The sequence below is a fragment of the Parasphingopyxis lamellibrachiae genome, assembly GCF_003385775.1.
Classification (GTDB): Bacteria; Pseudomonadota; Alphaproteobacteria; order Sphingomonadales; family Sphingomonadaceae; genus Parasphingopyxis; species Parasphingopyxis lamellibrachiae.
In genome coordinates, this window is sequence record NZ_QRDP01000004.1 from 120,072 (window position 1) to 140,363 (window position 20,292).

21 protein-coding genes are annotated in these 20,292 nt (G+C 59.4%); 8 read left to right on the plus strand and 13 right to left on the minus strand.

Annotation, left to right across the window (positions count from 1 at the left end):
- Positions 1 to 81: 81 nt before the first annotated feature.
- From DFR46_RS00680 to DFR46_RS00705, 6 genes are all read left to right on the plus strand, one after another.
- Positions 82 to 1,716, plus strand: coding sequence for an MFS transporter (locus DFR46_RS00680; protein ID WP_116234707.1), 1,635 nt, complete (start codon positions 82 to 84; stop codon positions 1,714 to 1,716).
- A complete protein-coding gene (gene alr / locus DFR46_RS00685; RefSeq protein ID WP_116234708.1) occupies positions 1,709 to 2,758 on the plus strand; it encodes an alanine racemase in 1,050 nt (349 codons plus the stop codon). The genes DFR46_RS00680 and alr overlap by 8 nt, the downstream gene beginning before the upstream one ends.
- Positions 2,751 to 3,551: an MlaE family ABC transporter permease gene (locus DFR46_RS00690; RefSeq protein WP_116234709.1), complete on the plus strand. Its 801-nt coding sequence runs from the start codon at positions 2,751 to 2,753 to the stop codon at positions 3,549 to 3,551. Before alr ends, DFR46_RS00690 begins: the two co-directional genes overlap by 8 nt.
- A 7-nt stretch (positions 3,552 to 3,558) precedes the next feature.
- Positions 3,559 to 4,317: an ABC transporter ATP-binding protein gene (locus DFR46_RS00695; RefSeq protein WP_116234710.1), complete on the plus strand. Its 759-nt coding sequence runs from the start codon at positions 3,559 to 3,561 to the stop codon at positions 4,315 to 4,317.
- Between the two features lie 151 nt (positions 4,318 to 4,468).
- Positions 4,469 to 5,023 carry a peroxiredoxin gene (locus DFR46_RS00700; protein WP_116237063.1) on the plus strand — a complete coding sequence of 185 codons (555 nt, stop codon included), beginning with the start codon at positions 4,469 to 4,471 and terminating at the stop codon, positions 5,021 to 5,023.
- Positions 5,024 to 5,163: 140 nt separating this feature from the next.
- Positions 5,164 to 5,703: a GNAT family N-acetyltransferase gene (locus tag DFR46_RS00705; RefSeq protein ID WP_162843368.1), complete on the plus strand. Its 540-nt coding sequence runs from the start codon at positions 5,164 to 5,166 to the stop codon at positions 5,701 to 5,703.
- Positions 5,704 to 5,877: 174 nt separating this feature from the next.
- On the opposite strand, the gene kynU is transcribed toward DFR46_RS00705, so the two are convergent.
- The 5 genes from kynU to DFR46_RS00730 form a co-directional block, all read right to left on the minus strand.
- Positions 5,878 to 7,110, minus strand: a complete 1,233-nt coding sequence (kynU, locus tag DFR46_RS00710; protein WP_116234712.1) for a kynureninase — start codon at positions 7,108 to 7,110, stop codon at positions 5,878 to 5,880.
- Entirely contained in the window at positions 7,107 to 8,024 is a 918-nt protein-coding gene (locus DFR46_RS00715; protein ID WP_245953580.1) for an alpha/beta hydrolase family protein, read from the minus strand. Before DFR46_RS00715 ends, kynU begins: the two co-directional genes overlap by 4 nt.
- Positions 8,025 to 8,138: 114 nt before the next feature.
- On the minus strand, positions 8,139 to 8,957 hold the full coding sequence (locus tag DFR46_RS00720) for a hypothetical protein (RefSeq protein ID WP_116234713.1): 819 nt from the start codon (positions 8,955 to 8,957) through the stop codon (positions 8,139 to 8,141).
- A 196-nt stretch (positions 8,958 to 9,153) separates the two neighbouring features.
- The gene (locus DFR46_RS00725) at positions 9,154 to 10,326 is read right to left on the minus strand and encodes an acetyl-CoA C-acetyltransferase (RefSeq protein WP_116234714.1); all 1,173 of its coding nucleotides are present in this window, start codon (positions 10,324 to 10,326) and stop codon (positions 9,154 to 9,156) included.
- 45 nt (positions 10,327 to 10,371) lie between these two features.
- Entirely contained in the window at positions 10,372 to 11,457 is a 1,086-nt protein-coding gene (locus DFR46_RS00730; RefSeq protein WP_116234715.1) for an alpha/beta fold hydrolase, read from the minus strand.
- Here DFR46_RS00730 and phaR point away from each other — a divergent pair.
- Together phaR and DFR46_RS00740 are read left to right on the plus strand one after the other, a co-directional pair.
- Positions 11,456 to 12,010, plus strand: a complete 555-nt coding sequence (phaR, locus tag DFR46_RS00735; protein WP_116234716.1) for a polyhydroxyalkanoate synthesis repressor PhaR — start codon at positions 11,456 to 11,458, stop codon at positions 12,008 to 12,010. The two genes, DFR46_RS00730 and phaR, sit on opposite strands and share 2 nt — an antisense overlap.
- 7 nt (positions 12,011 to 12,017) lie before the next feature.
- Positions 12,018 to 12,203, plus strand: a complete 186-nt coding sequence (locus DFR46_RS00740; protein ID WP_116234717.1) for a hypothetical protein — start codon at positions 12,018 to 12,020, stop codon at positions 12,201 to 12,203.
- A 37-nt stretch (positions 12,204 to 12,240) separates the two neighbouring features.
- Here the strand turns inward: DFR46_RS00740 and DFR46_RS00745 are convergent, their stop codons facing one another.
- The 8 genes from DFR46_RS00745 to DFR46_RS00780 form a co-directional block, all read right to left on the minus strand.
- The gene (locus tag DFR46_RS00745; protein ID WP_116234718.1) at positions 12,241 to 13,764 is read right to left on the minus strand and encodes a TadA family conjugal transfer-associated ATPase; all 1,524 of its coding nucleotides are present in this window, start codon (positions 13,762 to 13,764) and stop codon (positions 12,241 to 12,243) included.
- A 280-nt stretch (positions 13,765 to 14,044) separates the two neighbouring features.
- Positions 14,045 to 14,308 (minus strand): ATP synthase F1 subunit epsilon, encoded by a 264-nt coding sequence (locus DFR46_RS00750; RefSeq protein WP_116234719.1) that lies wholly within the window; start codon positions 14,306 to 14,308, stop codon positions 14,045 to 14,047.
- A gap of 5 nt (positions 14,309 to 14,313) precedes the next feature.
- Positions 14,314 to 14,490: a glutathione S-transferase gene (locus DFR46_RS00755; RefSeq protein ID WP_116234720.1), complete on the minus strand. Its 177-nt coding sequence runs from the start codon at positions 14,488 to 14,490 to the stop codon at positions 14,314 to 14,316.
- Positions 14,491 to 14,492: 2 nt separating this feature from the next.
- Positions 14,493 to 15,938: a F0F1 ATP synthase subunit beta gene (gene atpD / locus DFR46_RS00760; RefSeq protein WP_116234721.1), complete on the minus strand. Its 1,446-nt coding sequence runs from the start codon at positions 15,936 to 15,938 to the stop codon at positions 14,493 to 14,495.
- Between the two features lie 27 nt (positions 15,939 to 15,965).
- Positions 15,966 to 16,841, minus strand: coding sequence for a F0F1 ATP synthase subunit gamma (locus DFR46_RS00765; protein ID WP_116234722.1), 876 nt, complete (start codon positions 16,839 to 16,841; stop codon positions 15,966 to 15,968).
- A gap of 14 nt (positions 16,842 to 16,855) precedes the next feature.
- Positions 16,856 to 18,385: a F0F1 ATP synthase subunit alpha gene (gene atpA, locus DFR46_RS00770; RefSeq protein ID WP_116234723.1), complete on the minus strand. Its 1,530-nt coding sequence runs from the start codon at positions 18,383 to 18,385 to the stop codon at positions 16,856 to 16,858.
- A 2-nt stretch (positions 18,386 to 18,387) separates the two neighbouring features.
- On the minus strand, positions 18,388 to 18,942 hold the full coding sequence (locus DFR46_RS00775) for a F0F1 ATP synthase subunit delta (protein ID WP_116234724.1): 555 nt from the start codon (positions 18,940 to 18,942) through the stop codon (positions 18,388 to 18,390).
- A 135-nt stretch (positions 18,943 to 19,077) separates the two neighbouring features.
- The gene (locus tag DFR46_RS00780; protein ID WP_162843369.1) at positions 19,078 to 20,214 is read right to left on the minus strand and encodes a S1C family serine protease; all 1,137 of its coding nucleotides are present in this window, start codon (positions 20,212 to 20,214) and stop codon (positions 19,078 to 19,080) included.
- Between the last annotated feature and the right edge of the window lie 78 nt (positions 20,215 to 20,292).

The following is a 20,292-nucleotide window of genomic DNA, read 5'->3' on the forward strand; positions in this document are numbered from 1 at the left end:
TTTGAAAGGCGTGAAAAGCCCGCTTGCCGCGCTGCCCGTTTCCTCCCTAAAAGGCTGGCAAAACATATGAGGGGAGGCCGTATGGCCAGCGCAGCACCGGCGGTTTCGAGTGAGCCGACCAAAAAAGAGATTCGTCTCGTCATTGCCGCATCGTCGGCGGGAACGGTATTCGAATGGTATGACTTTTTTATCTATGGCACGCTCGCCGCACTGATCGGGCAAGCTTTTTTCCCGGCGGATAATGAAACACTTCAATTGTTGCTGGTATGGGCGGGCTTCGCCGTGGGCTTCGGTTTTCGGCCGCTTGGCGCAATATTGTTCGGCTATCTCGGTGACAAACTGGGCCGCAAATATACCTTTCTGGTAACCGTCACGCTGATGGGAATCGCGACGGCTGGAGTGGGTCTGATCCCCTCGGCAGCCACCATTGGTATCGCGGCCCCGATCATCGTTATTTTCCTGCGCATTCTTCAGGGACTGGCGCTGGGCGGCGAATATGGCGGGGCGGCGATTTACGTCGCCGAGCACGCGCCGCCCGAGAAGCGCGGTTTCTATACATCTTTCATCCAGGCGAGCGTGGTTGGGGGATTTGTCCTGAGCATCGCCGTCGTCTTGGCCTGCCGCTTTCTCATTCCCGATGATCAGTTCGCCGCATGGGGCTGGCGGCTGCCGTTCCTGCTGTCGATCGTTCTGCTCGTCATCTCGCTCTGGATGCGGTTCAAACTCTCCGAAAGCCCGGTGTTCAAAGCGATGAAGGAAGCGGGCGAAACGGCCGCCAATCCTTTTACCGAAAGCTTCAGCTATCCTGGCAACAAGAAACGGATTTTTGTCGCACTGTTCGGCGTTACAGGCGTGCTGACGACAATCTGGTATACCGCCTTCTTCTCCGGGCTTTCCTTCCTGCGCGGCCCGATGCGCGTCGAACCGCTTACGGTTGAGCTTATTCTGTTCACCGCCGGGCTTATCTCGATGGTCTTTTACGTGATTGTTGGGCGCTGGTCTGATCGGGTTGGGCGAAAAAAGCCCATTATGGTCGGTGCACTGGCGGCACTTGTCCTGCTGTTCCCGATTTTCTGGGGCATGGGCAGTCTGGCCAACCCCGGCCTTGCCCGCGCCGCCGCAGAAAATCCGGTCGTCGTCAGCGGCCCAGAATGCACAACCGATCCCTTTGCCGAACTGTTTGGGAACGAACAGACAGAGTGTGGGCGTATCCTTGAAACGCTGACGTCTAGCGGTGTGCGCTATACTTTGGAGCCGGCGGATAGGCTGTCGCTCAGCGTTGGCGGAGAGGCGGTGCCGATTGCGGAAGAATGGCTGGCCGACGGATCTGCGCGACGCGACGGCGTACAGGCCGCTCTCGGTCAACGCGGCTTCGATTTCACGCGCCAGTCGCCGCCTGCGATCAACATCATTGGGCTCCTCGCACTTCTCCTTGTATCGGCCATGCTGTCGGCCCTGACCTATGGGTCGGTCGCCGCATTGCTCGCCGAGATGTTCCCGCCGAAAATCCGGTACAGTTCGATGTCCATTCCCTATCATATCGGAGCGGGTTATCTCGGCGGTTTCCTGCCGCTGATCGCCGGGATTATCGTCGCGCGCACCGGCGATATCTATGCCGGGCTCTGGTACACATGGGCGATTGTCGCCTTTGGCGTGGTCGTTGCCTGGTGGGGCCTGCCATCGGGTCCGCCGCGCGATTTCGAAGATAATGGCTGAGCCCGTATCGCCCCTCCGCCTGCGCTTCGACGGCGCGGCCCTTGCCGACAACTGGCATGCCCTTGACCGGATGAGCGGTTCGGCGGCGTGCGGCGCTGCGGTCAAGGCCAATGGCTATGGGCTGGGCGCGCGCGACGTAACCCAACGGCTCATAAGGGCGGGATGCCGCGATTTCTTTGTCGCGACCTGGGCGGAGGCGACCGAAATCGCCGATCTGTGCGAAGGTCGCTCGCTCAGCGTTTTTCACGGTGTGCGGCGGGAGGATATGGCTATCGCAACCGCAGGCGTTGCGCGGCCCTGCCTTAACTCGGCGGAGCAAGTGAAGCGCTGGCGCGAGGCGGCTGGCGGTGCGTGCGATGTGATGGTGGATACCGGCATGAACCGGCTGGGCCTTTCGGTGGAACAGGTTGGGGAGGGGCTTCTCGACGGGCTCAGGATCGATACGCTTATGAGTCATCTTGCCTGCGCCGATGAGCCGGATAATGTGCTGAATGACGCGCAGCATGCGGCCTTGGCCTCGCTCGCCGGCCAGACTGGCGCGGTGCGGATGAGCCTGTGCAATTCAGCCGGCATTGCGCTTGGCAAGAAATATCACATGGATCTGACCCGGCCCGGCATTTCGCTCTACGGCGGGGCGCAGGTTAGCGCTTTAGCACCACATATTCGGCAGGTCGCCTTTCCCGAGGCGCAGGTTATCCAGCGCCGCCTGGTTGGTTCCGGCGAGACGGTCGGCTATGGCAGCACGTTCACGGCCGAGCAGGATACCCAGGTGGCGATCCTCCATCTGGGCTATGCCGACGGCTATCTGCGCAGTTTTTCGGGGAGAGGCGGTACCAATTTCGGCGGTGCCGGCTGCCCGGTGATTGGCCGGGTTTCGATGGATCTGATTGCCGTGTCCGTGGACGCCGCGCCTGAAGTGCGGGAAGGTGACTGGCTTGCCATCGATTATGATCTTCCCAAGGCCTCCGCCCAGTCAGGTCTCTCGCAATATGAGTTGCTTACCACCCTGGGCCGCCGCTATCAGCGCAACTGGAATGAGTGAAACCGGCATATTGGGCTCGCTAGTGGCGATATTCGCGGCAATCGGGAAGCCGGTTGTCGGGGGCTTCGCGTCTGTCGGCCGCGTGACGCTGTTCGCGTTGCAGACAATCCAGCGGGCGCTGACACCGCCCTGGTATCCGCTTCGCCTGCTGGAACAGCTTTTTCAGATCGGCTGGAACTCGCTGCCCGTTGTCGCGCTGACGGCTGTTTTCACCGGCGCGGCTCTGGCCCAGCAAATCTATACCGGCGGCTCGCGCTTCAATGCGCAATCGACGGTTCCAGCGATTGTCGTGATCGCGATGGTCCGGGAATTGGGGCCTGTACTGGTCGGCCTGATGGTTGCGGGGCGCGTGTCTTCAGCGATGGCGGCAGAGATCGGCACGATGCGTGTCACCGAACAGATTGATGCGATGGTGACGCTCAGGACCGATCCCTATCGCTATCTGATCGCACCGCGCCTGTTCGCAAGCGTGATTGCCCTGCCAATTCTGGTCTGCATTGCCAATGTGATCGGGATATTTGGCGGCTATTTGCTGTCGATCCACAAGCTCGGCTTCAACCCTTCCAGCTATCTCGAGATGACGAACTCTATCCTTGAAGGTGACGATATCATGATGTCGCTGGTCAAGGCGGCGGTATTCGGCTTCTTCATCGCGCTGTCCGGCTGCTATGCTGGGCTACAGACAAAGGGCGGCGCGGCGGGCGTGGGCCGGGCGACGACCAATGCGGTGGTTGGGGCGTTCGTCCTGATATTGCTGTCGAACCTCGTCATCACGCTCACGGCATTCGGTTAGGCGGCTGATGAGCGATCACCCAAAAATCGAGCTACAAGGCGTATCGAAAAGCTTCGGCAGCAACCATGTGCTGCGCGATGTAAGCTTTTCAGTCGAGCCCGGGGAATCGATGACCATCATCGGAGGATCGGGCTGCGGCAAATCGGTGATGCTGAAATGCATATTGGGTCTGATGGACGTCGATGCCGGGAAGATTTTTGTCGACGGCGAAGAGATTACCGGGATGAAAGCCGCCGATCATGACCGCGTGCGCGCCAAGTTCGGAATGCTGTTTCAGGGCGGCGCGTTGTTCGATTCGTTACCGATCTGGCGCAACATCACCTTTGCGTTGACCCAGGGTCGGCACAAACGATCATCGGATATGCGAGCTACTGCGCTGGAAAATCTTGAACGGGTTGGCCTCGGCAAAGAAGTGCTCGACCTCCGACCCAGCGAGCTTTCGGGCGGGATGCAGAAGCGTGTGGCACTCGCCCGTGCCATCGCGCCCCGGCCTGAAATCATCTTTTTCGACGAACCCACGACCGGCCTCGATCCCATCCGCACCGATGTCATCAACAAGCTGATCGTCGAGCTCGTCAAAGATCTCGGCATAACGGCGCTTACGATCACTCATGATATGGGATCGGTCGAGAAGATTTCGGACCGCGTGGCGATGCTCTTCGAAGGCCGGATCATATGGTCGGGGCCAGTTTCTGAGCTGCGGCATTCGGGCGATGTGCATGTCGACCAGTTCGTCCAGGGCAGGGCGGAGGGGCCGATCTCCTGATTCCCGAGAAAGTTGTTGAATCGATTACAAGAGGAATATTGATTTAATTCGTCACTAACTGTCTATCGGGAAATCCGTTGGAACCGGCGAGCGGTTTCAACCATTGTCTGTTCAGCAAATCAATCAACAGACAATCAATGGAGACACCCGAATGCTTGGACGCAATGTTCCCGACGTAACCCTGAAAACCCGAGTTCGCGACGAAAGCCTGGGAGGGGACAACCCCTTTCGCTGGCAGGATGTGAATACCGGCGAACTGTTTGCCGGCAAACGCAGCGTCGTCTTTTCGCTGCCCGGCGCTTTCACGCCAACCTGCTCGAACGAGCAGTGCCCCGCCTTCGAACGCTATTATGACGATTTCAAAGAGCTCGGCGTGGACGAGGTCTACTGCATCTCGGTCAACGACGCCTTTGTGATGTATCAATGGTCCAAAAATCTCGGCCTTGAAAAGGTCAAGATGCTGCCGGACGGTTCGGGCGACTTCACCCGCCGGATGGGCATGCTGATCAACAAGGATCATCTGGGCTTTGGCGACCGTTCATGGCGTTACGCCATGGTCGTCGAAGACGGCGAGATCGTCGCCTGGTTCGAAGAGCCGGGGATCAACGACGATGGCACCGACGAAGACCCCTATGTCGAATCGACGCCGGAGAACGCCCTGAACTGGCTGCGTGAAAATCGCGGCGAAGGGCGCGCTGCGGCCTGACCCGACACTCCCTGAATCGCGATGTCCCCCATAGTCGCGATTTACCCTGGACCCGCACCGGCCATCCCCTCGGCCGGGGCGGGTTTTTTTATGGACGAATGGATCGTGCTGTCTACACTATGCAGTCGGGGAGGTTGAGCATGACGGACAGGGTTGCCAATGCGCCGCGCATCGAGACAGAGCGGCTGGTCCTGCGCGAGTTTCGCCGCGAGGATTTCGATAGCTTTTGTGCCATGATTACCGATCCCGAAGTTACGCAGCATATGGGCGGGGCAATGGCCGATCGCAGTTTAGCTTGGGATAAGTTTGCGCGTAATGCTGGCTTCTGGTTTTTGCTCGGTTATGGCTTGTGGATCGTCGAGGAGAAGGCGAGTGGCAGGATCGCAGGCAATCTCGGTTTTGGCGCGTTCGAGCGGCCGATTGATCCACCGCTTCCCGATACACCGGAAGGAGCCTGGGTTTTCGACACATGGTCCCATGGCAAAGGCTATGCGAGCGAGGCACTGGCTGCTGCTCTGGGCTGGGCCGATGCCCATCTTCCGAACCGGGGCTATTGCTGCATCATCGATCCCGAAAATGCACCGTCGCTGGCGCTTGCCCAAAAGTTCGGATTTGAAGAGGTCCGCCGGGCATCGTTTAAAGGCGATGAGACAGTGGTGTTGGAGCGGCCGTCGCGGTAGCTCTTTCTCCCATGGGGAGAGAGTTGTGTAGACTAGGTGAGCGAAGCGCACATAATCGAAGCTGGGTGAGGGGGCTCATCCATCGATAGGGGCGAACCCCTCATCCAAGTTCGGCTAGCGAGAAAGTCTCGCAAGCCTCCCTATCCTTCTCCCGATGGGAGAAGCTGAGCTTCGCTAGGTAACGGCAGTTTTCTCAGCAAAACGCGTATCGCGCCAGATGCCGCTGTCCAAAATTTCACCCAAAATTTCCACAGCCTGCCAGATGTCCGCAAAGCTTGTGTAGAGCGGCGTCAGGCCGAAGCGCAAAATATCGGGCGCGCGGAAATCGCCAATGACACGGCGCTCAATCAGCGCCTGCATGATTGGCCAGCCATTCGGATGGCGATACGAGATATGGCTGCCACGATGGGCAGCGTCGCGAGGGGTGATAAGCTCCAAGCCGTGATCGCCGCAACGCTCTTCGATACGTGTTTCGAACAGATCGAACAGGGCCGCGGATTTCGCGACCACAGCATCCATATCGATATCGGCAAACAGGTCGACACCGCTCTCAAGGGCCAGCATATTCAGTATCGGAGGCGTTCCGCAGAGGAACCGGCTGATGCCCGGCGCGGGCACATAATCGTCACGAAACTCGAACGGGGCCTCATGCCCCATCCAGCCGGACAAGGGCGAGCGCAGCTGATCCTGCAAATCTTCGCGAACGTAGAGAAAGGCCGGAGCGCCAGGCCCGCCATTCAGATATTTATAGCCGCAGCCGACCGCGAGATCGACCTCGCAGCCGCCCAAGTCGATGGGGATCGCACCGACGCTGTGACTCAGGTCCCAGAGCGCCAGTGCGCCTGCCTCATGCGCTTCTTCGGTCAGCAGCTGCATGTCGTGGCGGGCCCCCGACTTGTAATGGACATGGGTCAGCAGCATCAGCGCCGTATCGGGGCCGAGCGCATCGACAAGATCGCCGGCCTGCTCGGTATGGACAATGTGATTGGCCAGCAGGCCAGCCGCGCCATCTGCTGTGTAGAGATCGGTCGGGAAATTGCCCGGCTCGGTCAGTATCTGAGAACGATCGGCGTTCAGCCGGGTCGCGGCGATTATCAGTTTGAACAGGTTGACCGAAACAGAATCCGTCACGATCACTTCATGGGGCTCTGCCCCGATCAGTGTCGCAATTTTCGCGCCGATCCGTTGCGGTGCACCGATCCAGCCATTGTCGTTCCAGCTGCGGATGAGGTCGGTACCCCATTGGCGCTCGACCACATCTTTCTGGGCAGCGATGGTTGCTTTGGGCAAAGCTCCCAACGAATTCCCATCGAGATAGATAATGCCCTCTGGCAACAGGAAGCGTTCACGCATCCCGGCAAGCGGATCGGCGGCATCTAGCGCGCGGGCGTCGTCCAGGCTGCTCATGACAATCCAAGTGCCTCCTCGATCAGTTCGACCTGCCGTTCCCAGCTCGCCGTGCCGGGAGTCACCAGTTCGACATGGCCTTCACCCGGTACAGTGACGAGCCCGATATTGGTTGCATCACGGGCAAGATTGGCATTGCGATAGGCCTCTGCATATTCGGGCGGAGCGATCCGGTCGCGTTCCGCATTGACGAGGATCTGCGGGGCCATTGCAGCGGGCATTCGTTGCGGAGATGTGAGTTCGGGATGGTTGCCCATCATCAAACGTGGGGCGTCTGTTCCGCAAGCATGCCCCTCGCGCCGTGTTCCGGCTTCCAGGTCGGGCAGCCCGCCCTGACTGATTGCCGCAGCAATCGGTAGCCGATGCCTGCCCGTGAGCGGCTGGCCGGTAAAGGCCGATTGACGCGCCGCAAGCCACAGTGCGAGGTGTCCGCCCGCCGAATGGCCGATGGCGACAATCGGTTCGACGTTGAGATTGTACCGATCCCAGTTGGCCATCAGCGAGTCACCGGCGGCGAGCACATCCTCATAGGTTCCCGGATAGCCACCGCCTTCGCGGTCGACGCCGCGATATTCGATATTCCAGACCGCGATGCCGCGCTGGCGCAGGTCTTCGGCGATCCAGTTCATGATATCGCGTTCGGCAATATCGGTCTGCCAGCAGCCGCCATGGATCATAAGCACTGTGGGGTGTGGGCCTTCGCCTTCAGGCAGCCAGAGTTCGGAAAACTGTAGGTCGCCTTCGCCATAGGCGATGCGAATATCGGTTTGGGGTTGCTCACGCGAAAACAGGTCGTTCCAACTCATGATTTCCGCGGAGGGCGGAACAGCGGCGTTGGTGATTTCCTCGGGCATGGCGCAAGCAGTCAATCCGATCAGGCAGGCGGCAAGCGCCGTGCGAATTAGATAGGTCATGCATCCATGCTAGGCTGAAGCGCAGGGTGCTGCAATCTAGGGAGAGAATCTCATTTGTCAGACGCAACCTGCGGGCTGGCGCGGCAATTTCCTGCAAAGCAGGTTATGGTCAGCCTAAACGGTCGGGCATCCTTCGAAATGGCTGGTGAGCAAGGCGTTCCAGCCCGCTTCTCCGCCATCCTCGACATCCATGAGGCGGATCGCGAAATCTTCCATGCCCGCATGGTTGGGAATGCCCCATTCGGCGCCCAGTACATGGCCCGATTGTGCATCAATCCACAGCGGGCCGCCATTTTCACCGAAGGCCGTTCCACCAACCTCGAAGCGCAATGCTGCTGTGCCGTGATAGTCCTCCTCCCTGACATAGACGGCATCTGCACGGCCAAGGTGACGGACGAACCGGCCGTCTTCGGGCTCGGTCCAGATCAACGGCAGGCCGAACGAAAAGCCGGCGCGCGGATCTTCAAGCGCCATGGTCTGGACGGACAATGTTGCCAGATCGAAGTCGTAGAGATGATAGATGGGTTCTTCAACACGCACCTGCTGGCGGATCATCTGGTCGGGCAGGGCGGCTTCCGCGCGCAGCATCGTCGCAGCCGGATCGTAGGAGACGGTCGCGAAATTCTCATGCCGAGCTTCGGGCATCAGCCGGCCGCCCTGGATCGTGCTTGCGCTACCCGTCTCGGTATCGATCCAGGCCGATACAAAGGCAGCGCCCGTGCAGCGCTCGACCGCCTTGTACACTTCGATGTGATTGGCCGCTTCGCGATATACATAAACATTTTCCGGGCTGGATCCGTCCCGGTTGCTGCGCACATAATGATAGATGCGGCCTTCGACCGCCTCGGTTTCGCCGTTTCCCAGAACGTCGGTTGCGTAACCACCAAGCGCGAGCAAGCCTGCGGCGCCAATATAAGCGAGTTTGTCAAACATTCCTGAACCTCAAACTTTGCGTTTGTATGTGCCCCGACGCATGCCGGTTATGCTCCTAACAAAGCAGAAGTCGTGCCAGTTTCCGAAAATGCTGGAATTACAGGGGATTGGGTAATCTCAGCGACGGCCTTTTCAGTCGATCACCCAACAAAATGGTGAAATACGCTAATGTGTAGGTGCGGCGGTGGCGATGCGCCTAGCGCTCGACACACATTGCGATACCCATTCCGCCACCGATGCATAAAGTCGCCAGGCCCTTATGCACGTCGCGCTTGTCCATTTCATAGAGCAGGGTCGTCAGTACCCGCGCGCCGGAGGCCCCGATCGGATGGCCGATTGCGATGGCACCGCCATTCACATTCACCTTGTCCGGATCCCAGCCGAGATCCTGGCCAACCGATAGGGCCTGTGCGGCAAAGGCTTCGTTCGCTTCAATCAGGTCGAGGTCGCCGATCGACCAACCGGCCTTTTCAAGCGCTCTTTTGGTGGCGGGGACGGGGCCAATGCCCATGATCGACGGGTCGACGCCGGCCGAAGCCCAGCTTGCGATCCGCGCAAGGACTGGGGCGCCGCGGCGCTCAGCTTCTTCCGCCGTCATAACGATCAGGGCGGCCGCGCCGTCATTGATCCCGCTTGCGTTGGCGGCCGTCACGGTGCCGTCCTTCTTGAAAGCGGGGCGCAGCCCGGCAAGACTCTCCGCCGTTACGCCGGCGCGGATATATTCGTCGTCCTCGACGAGGATATCGCCTTTGCGGTGCGCAACGGCAACGGGTGCGATCTCGTCGCGGAAACGGCCGTCCGCGCGCGCTCTCTCGGCATTGTTCTGGGAAAGGGTGGCAAAGGCGTCCTGCGCCTCACGCGATATCTGGTAGCGCTCGGCAAGGTTTTCGGCCGTGATGCCCATGTGATAATCGTTGAACACATCGGTGAGGCCATCCTTGATCATTGTGTCGACCAGCGCGAGATCGCCCATCTTCTGTCCGGCCCGCAAATTCTGGCAATGGCGGCTCATCGACATATTCTCCTGCCCGCCCGCGACGACGATGGCTGCATCGCCGCACGCCACCTGCTGGCTGGCAATGGCCACGGCGCGCAGGCCGGATCCGCAGACCTGATTGACGCCCCAGGCCGGAATTTCCTTCGGTACGCCCGCGGCCATCGCCGCCTGCCGCGCCGGGTTCTGGCCTTCGCCTGCGGTCAGCACCTGGCCCATCACGACTTCCGACACATCGCCTGGTGCAACGCCGCATTGTGCAAGTGCTGCCTCGATCGCGACCCGGCCCAGCTCATGCGCGGGCGTGGTGGCGAAAGCTCCCAGAAAACTGCCAACGGGCGTGCGTTTGGCGGCGGTTATGACGATATCGGACATGGCGATGGCCTTTTCACATGACAAACAGAGGATTCGGGCGGGAGCTTAGCTCCTATGTTGCACCTGCGAAAGCCATTGGGCGAGGGGCTCCCACAGAGCTGTTCTTCCGCGTCTGCCCACAACCATTCCGACATGGCCCTGGGAAAGGGTGATGACCTTGCCGGCCCGTGCTGCGGTGGCTTCCGGAACGATACGATCGGTGGATGAAATGATGTCCAGCACGGGACAGGGTAGGAGGGCTGGATCGATGATTCGCCCGCCGACTGTCCATTGTCCGCAACCTGTTGCATTGCCGCAGAACAGATCCTCGACAAGTTCCCTGCCCGCGCCGTAGCTCAGCGGCGGTCCGTCATTTGCCCAGTCTTCCAGTGCAACGAAGGCCCGGGCCTTGTCGCTTTTCGGGTCCAGCCGCCCGAACATTTCGAACTTGCTTACAGTGCGAGCAGGGTCGAGCTTCCAGAAACCGGTTTGCAGAACCTCCATCGGCAAGGCGCCCAGATCACGCGCCGCGGGTTCGGAACTCTCCCAAAGCTGTTTCAGGCCGCCACGGGCATCGTCCGGAAATCCGTCGAAGTGCCAGGGGGCCGCAATCGTGACCAGCGAAAGGGGGGGGCGCAGCATCGCTGCCGCAGCCGCCATCGTTCCGCCGAGACAATAGCCAACGAGATGCGCAGGCTCGCCCAGAGCATCGATCAGCGGCAGTAGAAGCCCTTCAACATGATCGCCAATGGTCATCTTTGCTTCATCGGCCGTCGGCGCGCCCCAATCGACGAGATAGGGGTGGACGCCCTGTGCGCTGAGCCAGCAGAGCAGCGAATTATTCTCCGCCAGATCCAGAATCGTCGGCGGATTGATCAGCGAAGGAACGAAAATCACCGCCGGGCCGTCGCCGCCATAATCGAGGAGTTTCGCCCTGCCGACCTCCGCTGCAATGGGCGCGGGACGCCTCGCCGGGCCCCGTTCGGCTTCTTGATAGGCCTTCAGACCGGCAAGCGCGGCAACCGTCCGCTCCGGCGATGCTGCAGTTTCGCTGCGCAGCAAATCGAGGAAAAGTGGGAGAGGGCGGGGTTTGTGTTGCAGCGCAGTATCTCTCGGTGCTAAGCCGTCTCCAACATTTGGAGAGATATTCATGGCTAAATCCGGTTCCGACTCCGACACGGTCATTATCAAGAAATACGCCAATCGGCGCCTCTATAACACCGAAAGTTCCAGTTACATTACATTGGACAATCTTGGTACGATGATCCGTGAAAAACGCGATTTTCAGGTGATTGATGCCAAGAGCGGCGAAGACATCACCCGCAGCGTCCTGACGCAGATTATCATGGAAGAGGAAAGCCATGGCCAGACGATGTTGCCCGTCAGCTTTCTTCGCGATCTGATCGGCATGTACGGCAATTCGATGTCGGCGATGGTGCCGCAATATCTGGAAGCCTCTATGGAAGCATTCCAGCGTAACCAGGCCAAGTTTCGCGATGCCATGGAAGGAGCTCTCGGTTCGGGGCCTTTCGGCGAGATTGCGCGCCGCAATATGGAAATGTTCGAAGCGGCAGCCGGGGCTTTCAAGCAAACCGGCAAGGCCGATACGCCGCGTGAGACGGACAGCCCGAGCAACGCCGAAGTGGACGCGCTGAAAGAACAGCTCGCCCAGCTTCAGGACCAGATCGAAAAACTCAGTAAATAGCCCAGCCTTGGATGAGAAGTTTGTCGTCGCGGCGATTGCGCTGATCGCAATAGCGGTGTTTGCGGGATTGATGGATCGCCGACGCAACAATCGCGATCATCTCGACGAGGTTGGTTGGGCCAATTGGCCGCTGATCATGATCCTCGCCCTGATCGGCGCGACAATGCTGGCGATAGCAGGCGCAAAATTGTAACGGCGGGAGCAGATCCGCGGCCGGAGCTCTCGGGGCGCTAGAGGCAGGCCTCGAGACAGGGCTGTTCGAAACCATAGGCTTTCGCCTTGTCGAGCGTGTAAGGGCGCAGGCCCATCGAACGATATTCGCCCTCGATTTTTCCGTTGTCGTCCTCACCCGTATATTCAAACTTGAACAGTTCCTGGGTGACGATGACATCGCCTTCCATGCCGATAACTTCGGTGATGTTGGTTGTCCGGCGAGACCCGTCGCGCAGGCGTTTTACCTGGATGATGAGATCGACCGAGTCGGCAATCTGTTTGGAGATCGCTTCTTTCGGGATCTTGATGTCGCCCATCAGAACCATATTCTCCATACGGCCCAGGCATTCGCGCGGACTGTTGGAGTGAAGCGTACACATGGAGCCATCATGGCCCGTGTTCATGGCGGCAAGCAGATCGAAACATTCCGCGCCGCGAATCTCGCCGAGGATGATGCGGTCAGGACGCATACGCAAGGCATTCTTCACAAGGTCGCCGATCGAAATCTCGCCCTTGCCTTCAAGGTTGGCAGGGCGAGTTTCCAGAGGCAGCCAGTGCGGCTGCTGCAGGCGAAGCTCGGCGGCATCCTCGATAGTCAGTACGCGTTCGCCTGGATCGATCATTTTCGACATGGCGTTAAGCATCGTCGTTTTACCTGAACCCGTACCGCCGGAGATAACGACGTTGAACCGGCTGGCGCCCGCGACCTTGAGGAAGGTCGCCATGTCTTTCGACATCGAACCGAAGCCTTGCATCATATCGATGGTGATCGGCTTGTCGGAGAATTTGCGAATTGAGATCGCAGTACCGCGCAGCGAGAGCGGCGGCACGATAACGTTCACACGAGACCCATCGGCGAGACGGGCATCGGCCAGCGGCGTGGTCTGGTCGACGCGGCGACCAACCGAGTTGCAGATGCGCTGGGCGATTTGCAGCAGATGTTCTTCGTCGCGGAACTGGATCTTGGCGAGTTCCAGCTTACCTTTGCGTTCGATATAGGTCTGCTCGGGTCCGTTCACCATGATATCGTTGATATCGGGGTCGGAGAGCAGCTCTTCGAGCGGACCAAGGCCCAGCAGCTCATCGACCAGCACTTTTTCGAGTGCGAACTGCTCACGGCGGTTGAGCGTGATTTTCAGCTCGGCCAGCACTTCGGAAATGATCGGCCGGAATTCCTCGGCAAGCTCGGTCTTGGTAAGAGTGGCCGCAGCCTCGGGGTCGACGCGCTCGAGAAGGCGCGGCAGGACCTGTTCTTTGATCTTGTGCACAGAGGCTTCGAATCCCTGGACCTCTTCTACGGTCTCGGCAACCGCATTGGCGCGATCATTAAGCTTCGACATCGCGTTTTCTTCGGGAAGGGCGGTCGACCCGTCATCCTCCACGCCGGGAAGGTCCAGCGATTCTATGGGCGGGAACTGCTCTCCGCCCTTTACGCTTTCAGAATCAGATGGGGCAGGCGCAGCCTTGCCACCGCCCTGCATCGGGCGTGCAACGCCGAAGGAAGGTTTCTGGCCACCGCTTTTTCGTCCAAATGCGCTCATGCCGTTCCTCAATGCCAAATGCCCGCACAAAACGAGCTGTGTCGACATGGTGAATAGATTGAAAACTTTGACAATTAGCTAATGGCCGCGAAACGGGTGCGATTATTCGGGAAATCGGCGCAAATGGCGGGAAAGACGCCGGAAATGGGGGCTGTGCTCCGTCGCCCGGCTTGCCAGGCGTCAGTTCAGGCTGGGTTTTGTGACGTCACCGGTCCATGAGGCCCGGAGGAGGAGACGCAGGGCCGCTGAAGCCCTGCAACCGGCATTGTGCTCGGAAAGCCTAGCCTTCGTCGACGATCTTTTCGGCGAGGATCGTAAGGCCTTTGTCGTTTACTTCGGCAAAACCGCCCTCGACCCTGATCGTCTCCGGCGTTGCGCCGGGTGTAGCGAAAATCTGAATCGCACCGTCGCGGATCGTCGACATAACGGGCGCATGGCGCTCCAGCACACCGAAATCGCCCTCGGTTCCGGGTACGACGACCATATGCACTTCCTCCGAGCGGAGAAGCTTTTCCGGTGTGACGAGTTCGAAATTGAGAGCCATTGCAATCAGTCCTGTAGTACCGCGTCGAACATCGAGGCGGCCTTTTCAAATTTGTCCCGGCATCCGGTATTACAGAAGCCGACCACTGCGCCTTTGTAGAGTGTCAGCGAATCTTCCACGACCGGATCGCCGGACCACGGGCAGATGTCATTGACGCAATCCTCAAGGCGCAGATCTGCCATCGCTATGCCGCGTCTGCAGCCAGTTGCTGAGCCTTGGCAATCGCTTCGTCGATACCGCCGACCATGTAGAAAGCGGCTTCGGGCAGGTCATCATGCTTGCCTTCGACAACTTCCTTGAACGAGCGGATCGTGTCTTCCAGATCAACGAACTTGCCGGAAAGGCCGGTGAAGACCTCAGCAACGTGGAAAGGCTGGGACAGGAAGCGCTGGATTTTACGGGCGCGGGCAACGATCAGCTTATCTTCTTCCGAAAGCTCATCCATACCGAGAATGGCGATAATGTCCTGCAGCGACTTGTAGCGCTGCAGCGTTTCCTGAACGGCGCGGGCCGTTTCATAATGTTCCTGGCCAACAACGCGGGGTTCGAGAACGCGGCTTGTAGAATCGAGAGGATCCACAGCCGGGTAGATGCCCAGCTCCGAAATCGCGCGGTTAAGAACGGTTGTGGCGTCCAAGTGAGCGAAGGAGGTTGCAGGCGCAGGGTCGGTAAGGTCATCGGCCGGCACGTAGATGGCCTGCACCGAGGTGATCGAGCCCTTGTTGGTCGACGTAATCCGCTCCTGCAGGTTGCCCATGTCCGTCGACAGCGTCGGCTGATAGCCCACGGCCGAAGGAATGCGGCCAAGCAGTGCGGACACTTCCGAACCGGCCTGTGTGAAGCGGAAGATGTTGTCGACGAAGAACAGAACGTCCTGGCCTTCTTCGTCGCGGAAATATTCAGCGATGGTCAGGCCCGACAGGGCAACGCGCGCGCGGGCGCCCGGAGGTTCGTTCATCTGGCCATAAACCAGCGCAACCTTGGAGCCTTCCGGCGTTGCATTGCCGTCGTCATCCTTGGCGATAACGCCGGCATCGAGAAATTCGTGATAGAGATCGTTACCTTCACGGGTCCGCTCGCCAACACCGGCGAACACAGAGGTGCCGCCATGGCCCTTGGCGATGTTGTTGATCAGTTCCTGAATGAGAACCGTCTTGCCCACGCCGGCACCGCCGAACAGGCCGATCTTGCCGCCCTTGGCATAAGGTGCGAGCAGATCGACGACCTTGATGCCCGTGACGAGGATTTCTGCGTCGGTGGACTGGTCAATAAAGGCAGGGGCTTCAGCATGAATTGGTGCCGTTGCGGTCGCGTTGATCGGGCCGAGTTCGTCGATCGGTTCGCCGACGACGTTCATGATGCGGCCAAGCGTCTGCGGGCCAACCGGCATGTTGATCTGTGCGCCGGTGTCGGTCACTTCCTGGCCGCGGACCAGGCCCTCGGTCGCGTCCATGGCGATGGTACGGACCATATTTTCGCCGAGATGCTGGGCGACCTCGAGTACGAGGCGGTTGCCGTTATTGTCGGTGACGAGCGCGCTCAGGATGTTCGGCAGCTCGTTCGGGAAGCTCACATCGACGACGGCGCCGATAACCTGTGAGACTGTACCGACATTATTGGTGGTGGCCATGATTATTACCTCTTGCCTTCTAAATACTTAGAGCGCTTCTGCGCCCGAGATGATTTCAACGAGTTCGGTGGTGATCGCGGCTTGGCGGCTGCGATTATAAACGATGGTCAGTTTTTCGATCAAATCGCCGGCGTTGCGCGTGGCATTGTCCATCGCCGTCATCGAAGCGCCTTGTTCGGATGCACCGTTTTCAAGCAAGGCGCGGAAAAGCTGGATCGACAGGTTGCGCGGTAGGAGTTCGGAGAGGATTTCCTCTTCGTCGGGCTCATATTCCACGGCTACCGTGCTGCCCGTATCTGCATTCTCGTCAACAGGGACGGGGATGATCTGCTGGGTCTGCGGTTCCTGCACCAGTGCCGATTTGAACTTCGAATAGAAGAGCCAGGCAATATCGAAATCGCCTTTTTCCATGCGTGCGACCAGATCTTCGGCGATTTCCTTCGCATCGTCATAATGCGGATTCTTGATATCGCTGGTATCGAAATGATGCCTGATGCTGCCCGGATAGACGCGGTTGATGACGGGCTTGCCCTTTTTGCCCACCAGATAGAATTCCACATCCTTGCCTTCGGCTTTCAGGGCATCGGCCTTGATCCGGGCTTCCTTGACGATGTTCGCGTTAAACGCGCCGCACAGCCCGCGATCGGACGTTGCAACGACCATCAGATGCTTCTGGTTCTTGCCCGTTCCGGCGAGCAGCTTGGGCGTGTCCTTGCTGATCGAAACGCCCGAGGCGAGGCTCGACATCACGGTTTCGAGACGCTCTGCATAAGGACGCGCGGCTTCGGCGGCCGCCTGCGCCTTACGGAGCTTGGCAGCGGCAACCATCTGCTTGGCCTTGGTGATCTTCTGGGTCGATTTGACCGAGGAGATGCGATCCTTGAGTTCCTTGAGACTAGCCACGGTGTTTCAGCCCCTTAGGCGAAGGTCTTTACGAAAGCGTCCAAGATAGTCTTGAGCTTGTCGGACGTATCGTCTTCCAGCTTTTCGGTATCCCGGATGGTTGCGAGCACATCGGCGTGATCGGCACGCATATGGCTCATAAAGCTTTCTTCGAAATGGGTGACCTGATCGGTGGCGATGCCATCGAGATAGCCATTCACACCGGCGAAGATCGAGACGACCTGCTCTTCCATCGGCATCGGCGCAAACTGCTTCTGCTTGAGGAGTTCGGTGAGGCGAGCACCGCGATTGAGCAGCTGCTGCGTCGATGCGTCGAGATCGGAGCCGAACTGCGCGAAAGCCGCCATCTCGCGATACTGGGCCAGCTCGAGCTTGATCGAACCCGAAACCTTTTTCATCGCCTTGGTCTGTGCGGCCGAGCCAACACGGGACACCGAGAGGCCCACGTTAATGGCCGGGCGGATGCCCTGGTAGAAAAGTTCGGTCTCGAGGAATATCTGGCCGTCCGTGATCGAGATAACGTTGGTCGGAATATAGGCCGAAACGTCACCGGCCTGGGTTTCAATGATCGGCAGGGCCGTCATCGAACCGGAACCATTGTCTTCGTTCATCTTGGCTGCGCGTTCGAGCAGGCGAGAGTGAAGATAGAACACGTCGCCCGGATAGGCTTCACGGCCCGGAGGGCGACGAAGGAGGAGCGACATCTGGCGATAGGCAACAGCTTGCTTCGAAAGATCGTCGTATACGATGCAGGCATGCATGCCATTATCGCGGAAATATTCACCCATCGTGCAGCCGGTGTATGGCGCAAGATACTGAAGCGGCGCCGGCTCGGAAGCCGTAGCAGCAACAACGATGGAATATTCCATCGCGCCATTTTCTTCGAGCTGGCGAACGATCTGGGCAACCGTCGAGCGCTTCTGGCCGATGGCAACATAGATACAATACAGCTTCTTCGACTCGTCATCGCCAGCATTGTTCGTTTTCTGGTTGATGAAGGTGTCGATGGCGACGGCAGTCTTGCCGGTCTGGCGATCGCCGATGATCAGTTCGCGCTGGCCGCGACCGACGGGAACCAGGGCGTCGAGCGCCTTGAGGCCGGTCTGTACAGGTTCATGCACCGATTTGCGCGGGATAATGCCCGGGGCTTTCACCTCGACGCGTTCGCGGGTTACGTCCGTCAGCGGGCCCTTGCCGTCGATTGGATTGCCGAGGCCGTCGACCACGCGGCCGAGAAGGCCCTTGCCGACGGGAACGTCAACGATGGTCTCGGTGCGCTTGACGGTGTCGCCTTCCTTGATCTCGGCATCCGAGCCGAAAATCACGATGCCGACATTGTCCGCTTCGAGGTTGAGGGCCATGCCCTGAACGCCATTGTCGAAGGCGACCATTTCACCGGCCTGGACATTGTCGAGGCCGTGTACGCGGGCGATACCATCACCGACGGACAGCACGGTTCCGATTTCCGAGACCTGTGCCTCGGTGCCGAAACTGGCGATCTGGTCTTTGATGACCTTGGAAATTTCTGCAGCGTTGATGTCCATCATTAGCCTTTCATGGCGCTTGCGAGTGCATTCAGTTTTGTACGGAGCGAGCCGTCGATCATTCGGCTGCCCATGCGGACAACCAGTCCCCCAAGCAACGAGGGGTCGACGCTCATGTCGATATTGACGTCCCGGCCGGCAAGGCTTTTCAGCTTCGCCTTGAGCGCTACGACCTGGTCGTCGGAAAGGGGATGCGCCGATGCGACTTCGGCATTGGCTTCGCCGCGATACTGGGCAGCGATGACCGAAAAGTCGCGGATAGCGGCGGCGAGCTGCGCAAGGCGGCGATTCTCGGCGAGTGCGCCTAGGAAGTTCGCGGTGAGGGGATCGAGGCCCAGCGTAGTGGCAACTGCCTGGGTTGCCGCCACTGCCTCGTTACGCCCGACCAGCGGACTTGTGGTCAGCGCGGCAAATTCACCCGAATCGGCCAATGCCGATTTGAGCTTCGCCAAGCTGCCCTCGACCGCGTCGAGCTGCTTTTTCTCTTCCGCCAGTTCAAACAGTGCCGCTGCGTAGCGGCCTGCGAGGCTGGCCTTGATTCCGCCGGAAATATCCACGCGTAAATATGCCCCTAAAGGAGGATGACTGGTCCATAGAAAAGGGTGCGGCAAAGCGACCCCGCTACGGCTGCGGGCCACCTAGCAAGGGTCATGCTGCGATGCAAGATAGGAGGAGCGAACTTTTCCCCGAATCTATTCGGCAGCTTCCCCATTCGCCTCATCTTCGATGCCATCCGTCGCTGTTTCTTCCGGCGTAGCGGCCTCTTCCGCTTCAGTGTCGGCATAGAGTGAGGCCAGGCTAGGCCGGTTAAAGAACACATAGACGGATCCCGCCATCAGGATAAACCCGACAACGATTCCGAGGCCGCCAACCAATGTCCCCGGGCGCCACCGGCCGCGGAAGAACATCGCGATAATTCCGCCGAGAAACATCACGGCGCCGATCACAAGCAGGGCGACGGCGATTGCCAGCCCGAATTCGCGCATTTCATAGAGTTGTTGGCGGCGCTGTTCGCGCGCCCGATCAGCGGCCCGCTGTTCCTCTGCGGCGCTTTGGCGCGCCCGTTCCGGGGAAGGGATGCAGGATTCGGTGGTAATTTCCGCCCGCACGTCGGCGCGCTGGAGAAAAGGAATGATTTCGCGGGCTGAAATGGCAAATCCGAATTCGGCGTCATTCTGTTCGGCAAGCGAGCCAAAACTGTTGATACCGATCACCCGGCCGCATTCGTCGACCAGAGGGCCGCCGCTATTGCCGCGCGCCATGGCGGCGGTATGCAGCAACGTGTCGACATCGCGGCGGCTGCGCCCGCCCGAAAGCTGGCCGAAGGTGCGCACCGCCGGAATCGGCCGGACGCGTTCGCTGGCGGAAAGATTCTCGGCCAGGTCGACCGAGCCGGGATAGCCAATGGCAGCGACGCGCCCGGTATCTGGAGGGCTTCCGGTAAAGACCGAGAGCGGTTCGACAATGTCCTCTTCCATGCGAATCAGGGCAAGGTCCGCTCGCGTGTCGGATGAGAGCAAGCGCCCCGGATAGCGCTCATCGCCGGAGGATGGGACGATACTGATAGAGATGTTGGGCGATTCGCGCAGTGGTGCGACGACATGGGCATTGGTCACAATCAGGCCGGGGGCGATCGCAACGCCGCTGCCATGGCCGAGCAGATATTCGCCCTGTTTGGGGTCGTTGGCTATCAGCGCAACGCGCACGACGCTGCGCGCGGCGACGACCACGTCATTCTGTGTGCTTGCCGCTTCTTCGCCCTTTTGCGCCGATGCAGCGATCGGCAAAAGAGCAAACAGGGCCAGTAAAACTGTAATCCAACGCGCCATGGTGGTTTCTCTCCATTTGGCGAGCCTTGTAACCGGGCCATGGAAGCAATGAAAAGAGGGAGTGGCCCTTTGAACGCA